The 12,008-nt window shown below is 73.4% G+C and carries 9 protein-coding genes and 1 pseudogene; 5 read left to right on the top strand and 5 right to left on the bottom strand.

Annotated features, from left to right (window positions below; all coding sequences use genetic code 11):
- Positions 1–30 precede the first annotated feature (30 nt).
- Entirely contained in the window at positions 31–783 is a 753-nt protein-coding gene (locus ACFWPS_RS50555; RefSeq protein WP_383720310.1) for a thioesterase II family protein, read from the top strand.
- A 233-nt stretch (positions 784–1,016) separates the two neighbouring features.
- Here the strand turns inward: ACFWPS_RS50555 and ACFWPS_RS50550 are convergent, their stop codons facing one another.
- Positions 1,017–2,102: a WD40/YVTN/BNR-like repeat-containing protein gene (locus ACFWPS_RS50550; RefSeq protein ID WP_383720308.1), complete on the bottom strand. Its 1,086-nt coding sequence runs from the start codon at positions 2,100–2,102 to the stop codon at positions 1,017–1,019.
- A gap of 270 nt (positions 2,103–2,372) precedes the next feature.
- Here ACFWPS_RS50550 and ACFWPS_RS50545 point away from each other — a divergent pair, with 270 nt between their 5' ends.
- Positions 2,373–2,966 carry a hypothetical protein gene (locus tag ACFWPS_RS50545; RefSeq protein WP_383720305.1) on the top strand — a complete coding sequence of 198 codons (594 nt, stop codon included), beginning with the start codon at positions 2,373–2,375 and terminating at the stop codon, positions 2,964–2,966.
- Between the two features lie 175 nt (positions 2,967–3,141).
- On the opposite strand, the gene ACFWPS_RS50540 is transcribed toward ACFWPS_RS50545, so the two are convergent.
- Positions 3,142–5,121, bottom strand: a complete 1,980-nt coding sequence (locus tag ACFWPS_RS50540) for a HEAT repeat domain-containing protein (RefSeq protein ID WP_383720302.1) — start codon at positions 5,119–5,121, stop codon at positions 3,142–3,144.
- A gap of 128 nt (positions 5,122–5,249) precedes the next feature.
- Positions 5,250–6,911: a DNA alkylation response protein gene (locus ACFWPS_RS50535; protein ID WP_383720298.1), complete on the bottom strand. Its 1,662-nt coding sequence runs from the start codon at positions 6,909–6,911 to the stop codon at positions 5,250–5,252.
- Between the two features lie 72 nt (positions 6,912–6,983).
- On the opposite strand from ACFWPS_RS50535, the gene ACFWPS_RS50530 reads away from it, so the two are divergent.
- The 3 genes from ACFWPS_RS50530 to ACFWPS_RS50520 all read left to right on the top strand — a co-directional run bounded on the left by ACFWPS_RS50530 (position 6,984) and on the right by ACFWPS_RS50520 (position 9,294).
- On the top strand, positions 6,984–7,742 hold the full coding sequence (locus ACFWPS_RS50530) for a PaaX family transcriptional regulator C-terminal domain-containing protein (protein ID WP_383720296.1): 759 nt from the start codon (positions 6,984–6,986) through the stop codon (positions 7,740–7,742).
- A 325-nt stretch (positions 7,743–8,067) separates the two neighbouring features.
- The gene (locus tag ACFWPS_RS50525) at positions 8,068–8,427 is read left to right on the top strand and encodes a CbrC family protein (protein ID WP_383720294.1); all 360 of its coding nucleotides are present in this window, start codon (positions 8,068–8,070) and stop codon (positions 8,425–8,427) included.
- 45 nt (positions 8,428–8,472) lie between these two features.
- Complete coding sequence (locus tag ACFWPS_RS50520) at positions 8,473–9,294, top strand: MerR family transcriptional regulator (RefSeq protein ID WP_383720291.1); 822 nt, start codon at positions 8,473–8,475, stop codon at positions 9,292–9,294.
- Positions 9,295–9,329: 35 nt separating this feature from the next.
- Here ACFWPS_RS50520 and ACFWPS_RS50515 read toward each other — a convergent pair whose 3' ends face one another.
- Together ACFWPS_RS50515 and ACFWPS_RS50510 are read right to left on the bottom strand one after the other, a co-directional pair.
- Entirely contained in the window at positions 9,330–10,118 is a 789-nt protein-coding gene (locus ACFWPS_RS50515) for a BTAD domain-containing putative transcriptional regulator (protein WP_383720288.1), read from the bottom strand.
- A 169-nt stretch (positions 10,119–10,287) separates the two neighbouring features.
- Positions 10,288–12,008 (bottom strand): annotated as a pseudogene (locus ACFWPS_RS50510) (hypothetical protein); the annotation flags it as partial.

Raw genomic sequence — 12,008 nt, 5'->3', positions numbered from 1 at the left:
CCCAGCCGGGCGCTGATTGAATCTGGCAGCATGTCCCTCGTATCGGATACCGATCTCTGGTTACGCCGTTTCCACGATGAGCCGCAAGGTGACGCGCCACGCGTGGTGTGCTTCCCGCACGCCGGTGGTGCCGCCAGTTGGTACATGCCGCTCGCCACCGCGCTGGCGTCGCGTGCCGAGGTGCTGGTGGTGCAGTACCCCGGCCGCCAGGACCGCCGTACCGAGCCCCTGATCGACGACGTACACGTCCTGGCCCAGCGCATCACCGACGTGGTCGCCCCGCTGCGTGACCGCCCGCTGGTGCTCTTCGGGCACAGCATGGGCGCCTCCGTGGCGTTCGAGGTCGCCACCGCGCTTCAGGCCAGGTCGCTGGAGGTGGCGCACCTCTTCGTGTCGGGGCGCCGCGCGCCGCAGTACCCCCACGACGAGAAGGTGCACCGTCTCGATGACGCGGGCGTGATCGCGGAGGTGCGTCGGCTGGCCGGCACGGACTCGCGCATCTTCGACGACGAGGAACTGGTGCGCATGGTGCTGCCCGCGATCCGCGGCGACTACCGGGCCGCCGAGACCTACCGCTACCGGCCGGGACCGCCGCTCACATGCCCGGTCACGGCGCTCACCGGCGACGACGACCCCAAGACGACGGTCAAACAGGCAGCGGACTGGGAGGAGCGGACGACGGGCCCGTTCCGGCTGCGGGTGTTCCCCGGAGGACACTTCTTCCTCACCGCGCACAGCAAAGCGGTGGTGGAGCTGCTTTCCGGCGCCACACCTGGCGCTTAGTCGACTGCCGGACCATTCCGGGGCGTTGGCGGACCGGAGGCCGGTGGCCGAGTACCGGCGCGGGCACGGTGCGAGGTACGGCGCCCTGGAACCGGCCCGGACGTCCTGGTGCCGCCTCCGGGGCGCCGTCCGTCTCGGACCTGCCGACGACGTCGCCGAGGTCACGGGGCGACCGGGGATGACCGGACCGTCGCCCCGGATGACAGAAGCCCCCTCCTTCCAGGGACCCGGCCTCAGGCGACGACCGCCGCCCGCACGCACAGCACGTCCGGCAGATGGGAGGCCAACTGGCGCCAGCTGTCGCCGTCGTCGGCCGAGGCGAACACCTCGCCGTTGCGGTTGCCGAAGTACACGCCGGCCGGATCCGCGTCGTCCGTGCAGAGCGCGTCGCGCAGCACCGTGCCGTAGTGGTCCTCCGGCGGCAGCCCCGCCGACAGCGGGTCCCAGGTCCGGCCCGCGTCGGCGGTGCGGAAGACCCGGCAGCGGTGCTGGGCGGGCACCCGGTCCGCGTCCGCGTTGATCGGGAAGACGTACGCCGTCTCCGCGCGGTGCGGATGGGCGGCCGCCGCGAAACCGAACGTGGACGGCAGCCCCTCGCCGATGTCGGTCCAGTGCGCCCCCGCGTCGTCGCTCCGGTACACCCCCCAGTGGTTCTGCAGATACAGCCGGTCCGGGCTCCCCGCGTCCTGGGCGATCTTGTGCACGCACTGGCCGAACTCCGGGTCGGGGTCCGGCAGGAACACCGCGGAGACACCGGAGTTGGACGGTGTCCAGCTGGCGCCGCCGTCGCCGGTGCGGAAGACACCGGCCGTCGAGACGGCGACCGTCACCGCCTTGGGGTCGCGCCGGTCGGTGACGACGGTGTGCAGGCCCTCACCGCCGCCGCCCGGTACCCACTTGTCGCGCGTCGGGTGCTCCCACAGCGGCCGGACCAGTTCGAAGCTCTCCCCGCGGTCCTCCGACCGGTACAGCGCGGCCGGTTCGGTGCCCGCGTAGACCACCTCCGGCTCGGCGGCGGCCGGGTGCAGCTGCCAGACCCGCTCCAGCGAGGCACCGGTGTCCTTGGGGAACCTCACGGCGGGCCGGGCCGGTTCGGTCCAGGTGCGGCCCAGGTCGTCGGAGTGGAACACCGAAGGCCCCCAGTGCGCGCTGTCGCCGCCCGCCAGGAGCCGCGGCCGCTCGCCCCGGGTGTCGATGGCGACCGAGTAGATCGCCTGCGCGTTGAAGTAGGGGCTCTCGTCGAACGCCCAGCCGCCACCTCGCCGCCTCCCGAGGAACAGACCCTTGCGGGTCCCCACGGCGAGCAGTACCTCGGTCATTCCGACCACCTCCATGACGCCTTTGTCACAGCTCTTCTCAGACACCGGCCAGTCTGCACCCCACCACTGACAGTCACCTTCGGGATCGCGTCGTCGCAGGTCGGAGACGTCGTGTCGGCCGGTCGAACAAGACGGCGGAACGCGTTCCGGAAGACGCCTGCGCGAGCGGGGCCGGACGTGCGACCGTCGACTCGGAGTTCGCCGTGAGCAACGGGGCGGCCGCTCCCGTATGGGAGGGCGGTCCGGGCTGTCCGTGCGCGCGTGAGGAGGATGCCTTTGAAGGCGTTCCGTGGTCCGAAGGTCTGGCTGTGGCGCTGGCGGCGCAACCCGCTGAAGCGCCGCGCCGACACGATGGAGGCCTGGGTGCTGCTCGGCGCCTGGCTGCTCACCCTGCTGGCCGGGGTGCTCGCCGGGCTCGCGGCGGCCCGGTCGGTCGAGGACGGCCTGGCCCGCGAACGCGTCGAATGGCACCCGGTCGTCGCCCATGTCATCGACAGGGCCCCCGGATCGGCGGGACCCGGGTCCGACTCCGCCGGCGGGGAGCGGGTCTGGGCGAGAGTGGGCTGGACCGTCGCCGACGGCTCCGCGCACACCGGCCAGGCGCGGGTCCCGGCCGGCAGCAAGGCCGGCACCCCGGTCACCGTGTGGACGGACCCCCGGGGGAACCGCGTCACCCGGCCCGTCAGCGTCGAGGAGGCCCACTTCCGCTCCGCGCTGATCGGCGGCCTGGTCGGGTTGAGCGCGGCCGCCGGCCCGTTCGTCGCCGGGCTCGTCGCGCGCGGCCGGCTGGAGCGGCGGCGGATGGACCGCTGGGACGCGGAATGGGCACGGCTCGGACCGCAGTGGGGCCGGATGACCGGCTGACGACCGCGTCCGGCGTGCGGCAGGTGGCCCCTGCCCCGGCCGCGCCCGGCGGTCCGGCGTTCGGCCGCCGACCCGGTCGCGCCCCGCGGTCCGGAATTCGGTCACCGACCCGGCCGTGCCCGGCGGCCCGGAATTCGGTCACCGACCCGGCCGTGCCGGGCGGTCCGGCTACTGGTCACTGACTCGCCAACGCCCTGCGGCAGTTGGCGAGCAGCCGCTCGTCCTGGGCGATGTCGTGGCTGCCGTATCCGCCCGGTCGACCCATGTGCCGCCGGGAGCAGGCGAGTTCGGTCGTCAGCAGGTCGCGCAGCGGGGCGCCCGCCGGGCCCATCCCGGCCAGACACTCGGCGATCGCACCGCGTGTGTACGGGTTCTCCGACCAGGCGGTCCGGAACACCGGCAGTACGGGTTCCGGATCCCCGTCGATCCGCCACAACGCCTGTGCCGCCGCCGTGCGTTCCCACACCCTGTCGGCCGCGGCCAGCCGGCGCAGCGCGGGCAGTGCGTCGCGGGCGCCCGCCCCCAGCCGCCCCAGCTGCCCGGCCGCCGTCCGCGCACTGCGGCCACGGCCGTGCGTCGGCTCCCGGAGCAGCACGGGGAGTACGGCGGCCACGTCCCCCTCCGCCGACCACAGGGCCCCGGCCGCGAGGGCCGCGTGCCGGGTGTCCAGGAGCCCGCGCAGGACCGGCGCCGCCGCCCGGGCCGACGCGCCCAGGGCGTCCAGCGTCCGCACCGCCTGCCCGACGAGGGCTTCCCGGGCCCCCAGCCCGTCCGGTGCCCCGCGCAGCAGCCGCAGCACCTCGGGTACCGCCGCCGGGTCCCTGAGGGCGGTGACCGCCGCCAGCAGCGGCGCGGCCGACTCGGCGGCCTCGGGCGAGTCCGGGTCGACCTGGCCGAGCCGGTGCCGCAGCGCGGGCGCGAGCGGGACGGCCGCCGGCCCCAGATGCACGATCTCGAAGCCCAGCCCACCGGGCACCACCGGTCTCGCCAGCAACTGGGACAGGGCCGGCACCGCGCGCGGATCACCGCTTCTGGCCAGTGCCTTCAGCGGACCGCCCAGCGAGGGTCTGCCGCGCTCCCAGGTGTGCACCCACAGGTCGGGCCGCACGGTCACCAGCGCGTGCAGCTCGTCCGCGGCGGGCGCGGCCAGCCCGAACAGCTCCGCGAGCACCGAGACGGCCGCGTCCCGCAGCTGGTCCTGCTCGCGCCCCAGTTGCCTGCCGATCAGGGAGACGGGCGCCGAGAAGTCCGCGCGCCAGCCGCGGAACAGCCCGGCCGACATCCACACCGCGTTGCACCGGTCCATCGGGTCCGGGCTGCTCAACTGGCCGACGAGCAGGGCGATCCGGTCCGCCACCCGGTCGTCCAGCGCCCGGTGCAGGGTGCGCAGCAGACAGGAACCCTCCTCGTCGGACGGCCGCAGCCGCCGTATCCGGCCGACCAGGGTGTCCGCGTCCACCCGGTCCGGACCGGCCGTCCGCCGCTCCGACCGCTCCCTCAGAAGCCGGACCGCGGTCGGCACCAGGTCGGCGGGCAGCCGCTCCGGCGCGCCGAGGCCCAGCTGCCCGAGGGCGGCCAGCCGTGCCCCCGGGGCGTACGGCGGCCCGCTCTGCACGGCCAGCAGGTCCACCGCCGCGGCCGCCTGGGCGGGACGGCACCGTACGAACAGCCCGAGGGCCTCGGTGAGGGCGAGCAGCACCGGCTCGTCGCGCTCGACCAACATCCGCCGCCGTAACAGCGTCAGCACCCGGTCCGGTTCGTCGAGGAACCGGACCAGCGCCCCGGCCGCCGCCCGGCGCACCGCGGGGCACGGGTCGTCGGCCAGTGACACGAACGCCCCGGCACCGGCGCGGACGGCGGCCCGGGCCCGTGGACCCGCGCTCTCCGCGCCGATGCTGACCAGCAGCTCCACTATGGCGCCCCGGTCCTGCACCTCAGTGCGGGACGCGAGCGCGAAGAGGAACGGGACGCAGGCGAGCGTCGAGTCGTACACGTTCCCCTGGTGGTGCACCGAGCCGTACATCCCGTCGAGCGCGGCCTCCCGTTCGGCCGCGTCCGCCGAGGCCAGTCCGCGCAGCAGACCGGGCACGTCCTTCGCGCTGCCGTACGCGTGCCGCAGCCCGGCCCAGTCGACCTCGTCGATCCCCGTGAACACGTTGTCCTCCCCAGGCGAGTACCACCTGTTCCGGAGTCTGCACCACAGCACTGACAACGATGCGGAATCGGACGGCGACTGTGTGCGATCCGTCGGCGGTCACCGCCCGAAGGCCGTCCGTGAAGGGGTCAGTTCCGGCCAGGCAGGGCCCGCTCCAGGATCGCGTCGAACCCGGTGCCGGCGGGCAGGGTGCCGAACGCGTGCCCCCAGTCGCCGCCGAGCCGGGTCGCGCAGAAGGCGTCCGCCACGGCGGCCGGGGCGTACCGCACCAGCAGCGAGGCCTGCAGTGCCAGCGCCATCCGCTCGACCAGCCGGCGCGCCCCCACCTGGTCGGTCTCGGCCAATTCGTTCTTCAGCCGGGTCACGGCGGCGTCCAGCCGGGTGTCCGCCCCGCGCGCGTGCGCGAGTTCGCCGAACAGGGCGTCGGCGGCGCCCGGTTCACGGGACAGTGCCCGCAGCACGTCGAGCGCGTTGACGTTCCCCGAGCCCTCCCAGATCGACAGCAGCGGGGCCTCGCGGTAGTGCCGGGGCATGCCGGAGTCCTCGACGTAGCCGTTGCCGCCCAGGCACTCCAGGGCCTCCGCGGTGAAGGCCGGGCCGCGCTTGGTCACCCAGTACTTGCCGACGGCGGTCGCGATCCGCCTGAACGCCCGCTCCTGCTCGTCCCCGCGCACCGCGCGGTCCGCCGCCCCCGCCAGCCGCAGGGTCAGCGTGGTGGCGGCCTCCGACTCGACGGCCAGGTCGGCCAGCACGTTGCGCATCAGCGGCTGGTCGACGAGCCGGGCACCGAACGCGCTGCGATGCCGGACATGGTGACCGGCCTCGACGAGCGTCTTGCGCATCAGGGTCGCCGAGTTCATCACGCAGTCCAGCCGGGTGCAGTTGACCATCTCGATGATGGTCTTCACCCCCCGCCCCTCGGGCCCGACCAGCCAGGCCACGGTTCCGTCGAACTCCGGCTCGGAGGACGCGTTGGAGCGGTTGCCGAGCTTGTCCTTCAGCCGCTGGACGCGGAACGCGTTGCGACTGCCGTCCGGCAGCACACGCGGCACCAGGAAGCACGACAGGCCGCCCGGCGCCTGGGCCAGCACCAGGAACACGTCGCACATCGGCGCCGAGGTGAACCACTTGTGCCCGCGCAGGGTGTAGACACCCGGCTCGGCGGTGGGCGTCGCGACCGTCGTGTTCGTCCGTACGTCCGAACCGCCCTGCTTCTCGGTCATGCCCATCCCCGCGAGCAGCCCCGGCTTCTCGGTCGGCACGCGCAGCCCCGGCTCGTACTCCCGGCTGGTCAGCAGCGGTTCGTACACCTTGGCCAGCTCGGGCTGGGCACGCAGCGCGGGCACGGCGGCGTACGTCATCGACGTGGGACACCCGTGGCCGGACTCGGTGTGCCCCCACACCAGTCCGCCCGCCGTCCGCGCGACATGGGTCCCCGCCCGGTCGTCCGCCCAGGCGGTCCCGGCCAGCCCTTCCGCCACCGCCACCCGCATCAGATGGTGCCAGCTGGGGTGGAAGTCGACCTCGTCGACCCGGTTGCCGTACCGGTCGTGGGTGCGCAGCTCCGGCTCGTGCCGGTTGGCCAGCTCACCCCACTCCTGCGCCTCCGCGCTCCCGGCCCGCACCCCGAGCCGCCGGATCCCCTCCTCGGCCCACTCCGCTCCCTCCCGGCGCAGCCCCTCGACCAGGGCCGGGTCGTCGGAGGCGTCGTACGGGGCGAGCGGCGGCGGCTGGTTGGTGACGTCGTGGGTGGCGTACTGCGGCTGCGGAAGCGCGACGGTCGAGTCCATGGCTCCCATGTTGCAGTATCTCCACGACCGCAGCAATACTGCAATATCACCCCGCACGTACAGTACGTGACCATGCGCATGAACGACGTGTCCGCCGAGCCCGCCGACGTCGGCCTGCGCCCCCTGTCCGCCCGGTCGGTCGTGCTGAGCCTGCTGCTGGGCACGCACCCGCCCGAGCTCCCCGTGAAGGACCTGATCCGCTTCGTCGAGCCCTTCGGGGTCGGCGGCTCCACGCTCCGGGCCGCGCTCAGCCGTATGACGGCGGCCGGCGACCTGCGCCGCACCGACGACGCCGTCTACGGCCTCAGCGACCGGCTGCTGGCCCGCCAGCGCCGCCAGGACGAGGCGGTACGACCCCGCACGCGCGCGTGGCGTGGCGACTGGGAGATGCTGGTCATCACGGCCACGGGCCGCGGCCCCGCCGCACGGGCCGACCTGCGCACCCGCCTGACCTCCCTGCGCCTGGCCGAACTCCGCGAGGGCGTCTGGCTCCGCCCGGCGAACCTGGCGCGGCCCCTCCCCGCGGACCTGGCGGACACCGCCCAGTCCTACACGGCCCGCCCCGAGCGTCCCGCGCCCGAACTCGCCGCCGGCCTCTGGCCGTTGACCACCTGGTCCACCACCGCCCGTGCCCTCCTGACCCGAGCGTCCGAGTCCCGCCGCCCCGCCGACCGCTTCACGGTCTTCGCGGCAGCGGTACGCCACCTGCTGGCCGACCCGGTCCTGCCCCCGGAACTCCTGCCCACCGACTGGCCGGGCGACGAACTGCGCAACGCGTACGCCGGCTACCGGGCGGAGGTGGGGGAACCGACGGGGCACCCGACCGACTGACACCGCCGGGACACGGGACACGCCCTCTCGTCCTTCGCCCGGGACCGCGGCCGGAAGACCTGCGTCGACCACCGGGCAGACATCGCCGCACAGCAGCCGGTCAGCAGGCCGCCGCTCTGTGACCAGCCAGACTCTCCTGGCCGGCCAGCCGTTGACCCCTGCGAGCACTCGGAGGTACTGCTCTTCGCAGGCGGCCGTCGGTCCACCATGGCATCGGCCCGGGAGGAGACTGCCGTCGCCGCTCGATCGCCGGTCTCCTCGTGGACAGACTGCTCTCCATGGGACCAGCAGGTGTGGCCACCAGTGCGCAGATCAGGGACCGGCGATGAGCGCAGACCTGCCCTTCTTCCGCTATCACCCAGACCCCTTGGCAAGTGGGTCCATCCGCGCGGCCGCTGATACGTGCGCCTGCTGCAACCGAAGCACGGGTTGGATCTGCACGGCCACCTTCTGCACCGCTCACGAGGTCGACGGACCTTTCTGCCCGTGGTGTATCGCAGACGGGAGCGCGGCTCAGCGCTTCGCGGGTGAATTCGCCGACTCCTATGGGCTTGCCGGTGTCGGCGAAGAGATCACATGGCGGCGCGACGGCTGCTGCGCCGGGGGACGGACAACGACCGTACGTGATCGCTCACAGGTGCCGGCCGCGCCCCCGCGTTCTCGGTGTTCCTCCGCCGCCGAGTAGCTTCTTGACCCTCACACCGTGTCAGGCGGTCAGCTCGGAGACATCATGTTCACCATCGGAGACTTCGCCCGGCACGGCCGCGTCTCGGTCCGGATGCTGCGTCACTACGACGCGACCGGCCTGCTGCGCCCGGCCCACGTCGACCCTGCCAGCGGCTACCGCCACTACACCGCTGCTCAACTCGCCCGCCTCAACCGGATCATCGCGCTCAAGGACCTCGGCTTCACCCTTCAGCAGGTCCTGGACATCGTGGACGAGAAGGTCGGCGCCGAGGAACTGCGTGGCATGCTGCGGCTGCGGCGGGCAGAACTGGAGACCGCCATGGCTGCCGCAGGAGCACGGCTGGTCCAGGTCGAAGCGAGGCTCCGAGCGATCGAGAGCGAGGGCCACATGCCCACGAACGACGTTGTCATCAAGAGCGTCCCGACGGTCCGAGTTGCGGAGTTGACCGAGACCGCCGCGAGTTTCGAGCCCGAGGACATCGGCCCGGTCATCGGGCCGCTCTACGACGAACTGTTCCGGCGCCTGGGGTCGGCGGGCATCACCCCAACGGGCCCCGGTGTCGCCTACTACGAGGACGCCCCGGAGGGCGGCGGCAGGATCAGCGTCCACGCCGCCGTGCAGGTCTCCGCCCCCCTTCAGGACGGCGCCTTCCGCGTCCTCGACCTGCCGGCCCTGGACCGGGCGGCGACCATCGTGCACCACGGTTCGATGGACACCGTGCTTCCCACCGCCCAGACCCTGGCCCGCTGGACCGATGCCAACGGCTACCGGTCGGACGGTTACCCCCGCGAGGTCAGTCTGGAATGCCCGGTGAACCGCGACGACTGGGTGACGGAACTGCAGGCACCGGTGACCAGGACCTGACCAGTCGGGTCCGAGCCCGACCGCCGGCCGGGACGTCACCGCCGTATCAGGCCCCCCTCGGGGTACCGCCCCTTGACCTGGTACGGGAACATGCCGGCCAGGCGCGCCGAGGGTTCGATTCCGAGTTCCTCGTCGAGCAGCCGCCGGAACGCCTCGTAGTGCCGGATCGCCTCCACGATGTTGTTCTCGGCCAGGTGGACGGCCACCACCGCGCAGTGGGCACTCTCACGCAGGGGCTCGATCGCGACGCACCTGAGGGCCGCCTCCAGCGCGAGCGCGTAGCGGCCGCGCACGGTGAGCCGGACGCTGAGCGATTCGAGTGCGTGCAGGCGGAGTTGGCGCAGCCGCTCCCGCTCCGGGTGGATCCACTCCTCGTCCCATCCGGGAAGGAGTTCACCGCTCTCGAGGAGGACGAGCGGGGGCGGCGTGTCACCCGGGGAAGGCAAGGAACCGGTCAACCGCAGCGCTGCCCGGGTGAAGTCGTCGACGTCGACGGACACGCCGTCCGCCAGGCACAGGCTGTCGCCGTCGCTGCGGACCATCGGCTGCCGCATCCGGCGCAGCCGCCAGAGCACCGTACGCAGACTGCCGTGCGCGTGCTCCTCGGTGACGTCGGGCCACAGTGTCCCGGCGACGACCGAGCGGGGCACACACTTGTGCAGTCCGAGATAGGCCAGCAGCCGTTGTGCGCTCGCCGGAACGGCGACGCCCCCGTGCACTCCCTCCAGCCGGAAGGTGCCGAACAGGCGCAGTCCGGCAGAATCCGGTTCCCGTACCGTCGTACGCTCTCTTCGCGGCTCCGCCGTCGATTCGTTCCAGGCCATCAGTCGTCGCCGTTCCCCCGTGTCGCGGCCGCGCGTTGAGCGGCCAGTGCCGTGTGCCATGCCGTCCGCATGTGCCTGAGGCAGTCAGCGTGACCAGGCCGAGGGCGTCTGTCATGCGCCTTTCCGCTCAGCGGACCACGTGGGCCAGGGGTCGCCGGAGAACAGGTCGTCACTGCCGGGTGTCGGGGGTGAAGTCCACGCCCTGGTCGTTGAGTCGGTGGCGGATCACGAAGTCCTCGACATCACCGGTCGGCCAGATCGAGCCGTGCCGGCGCAGTGCTTCGAGGTACTGCTCGTTCTGCGGGGCGTCCGTGACGATGAGGTTGGCGGGGTCGTTGTACCGCCAGGGGTCGTCGGAGAGCCGGGTGCGGTGCTCGACACCGAGCGACTCGAACCGGGTGCCGTCGGCGGTCCGCGTGTTGACCCGCAGCGCGGTGCCCCCTTGGGCGGCGTCACCGGCGGCCTGGAGCTGCCGCTCGATCCGCAGGAGATCGGGGTCGGCGCGCAGACGGCGCCAGATCGCCTTCCGTACGTTGTCGAAGTCGGCCCTCGCCAGGTCCCTCGCCTCCCGGAGAATGGCGGTGGCGGCGGCCCGCTGGGCCTGCGTCATCGGCCCGTTGCCGACCTGGCGCCTCAACTGGTCGAACTCTTGCTGTAGTTGGGTCAGTCTGGTCCGTGTGGCAGTGGTGCGCCGGCCCCTGAGCACGTCGAGCACCACCGCCGCCATCCTGCTGTTGGCGACGCGCTCGTACTCCGCGAGGAGGTCCGGCCGGGAGAGCGCCGGAGCACGGGTCTGCGGCGAGATCACGGTGGCGGCCCGCACGCCGGTACGGGCGGTCGCGGGGGTGGGCGCGGCCGGGGCGACGGCCGGCGTCCGCGGCGCGGGGGCGGTCGGCGCGGGGGCGGTCGGCGGCTGCGAGGCGGGCCGGACCGACGGGTCCTGGGCAGTCGGCGCCGGCGCCGCGGCCGGCGGGCGCCCGGGGAGCGGGCGGGCCGGCTCGGTGACGGCGGGGGACCCGGTGGCCATCCTGGTCGCGGACTCGGCTTCCGACAGGCCGACCATCGCACGGGCCACCACGTCCCGGGTCGTCCTGGCGACCCACCCGCCGCCCGGGGGACGCGGCGCGGCGGCGGGCTGCTCCGCGGCCGCGGGCACGCGCGGCGAGGCGGGCGGCCGACCGGCGTCGGCCCCGGTCTCTCCGGTCCGGAGCGAGGCGCCCCCGACGACGGCGAGGAGAAGCGGCTGCACCCATGTCTGGTTGAAGGCGAGGCCGCGTGCGATGCTCGCCGCGGCCCGGTTCGCCTGCTCGAAGGTGACCGGAGTCCCCTTCTTCTCCTGGACTTCGAGCCAGACGAGGAGTTCCGACGCCGCGGAGGCCATCCACTGGCAGAAATCCAGTTCGTCGGCGGCTGCCTGGTATGCGGGGCCGTGCGCGTCGCGGTCGCCGAGACGGAACTTCCGCTCGTGTGAGGTGAACGCGACCACGTCCTTGTGCCAGACGCTCCTGCGGACCTCCCGCTCATTTCGGAGAGCCTGGTTGTGGCGCACCGTCCAGTACCTCATCCAGATGTCGAACAGCTCCCGGGCGGTGAGTCGGTTGTGCGGGTCCGCCGGGTCGCGCCCGTCGCCGGGTACTGCCGCCGCGGCCCGCTGCGGCTGGTCGGCGACGGGTATGCCGACCTTGTTGCCGCCTTCCCCGTAGCTCGGTACGGCATAGGCGTCGCCGCCGGCCCCGGCGGCCTGTTGACGCGGCTGCGGCCTCGGGTCCGCGGCCGGCCGTGCCGTCTCGCCGGGGGCCGCGGCGCGCACGGCACGGCCGACCGCGGCGCGGACGAACGCCCCCACGCGATGGCTTTCCAGCGCCGGTAACCCGACCCGCAACCCCACCT

This window comes from Streptomyces sp. NPDC058457, assembly GCF_042720695.1.
GTDB lineage: Bacteria > Actinomycetota > Actinomycetes > Streptomycetales > Streptomycetaceae > Streptomyces.
The sequence above is the reverse complement of the archived record's forward strand: the minus strand, read 5'-3'. Positions and strand labels throughout refer to the sequence as shown.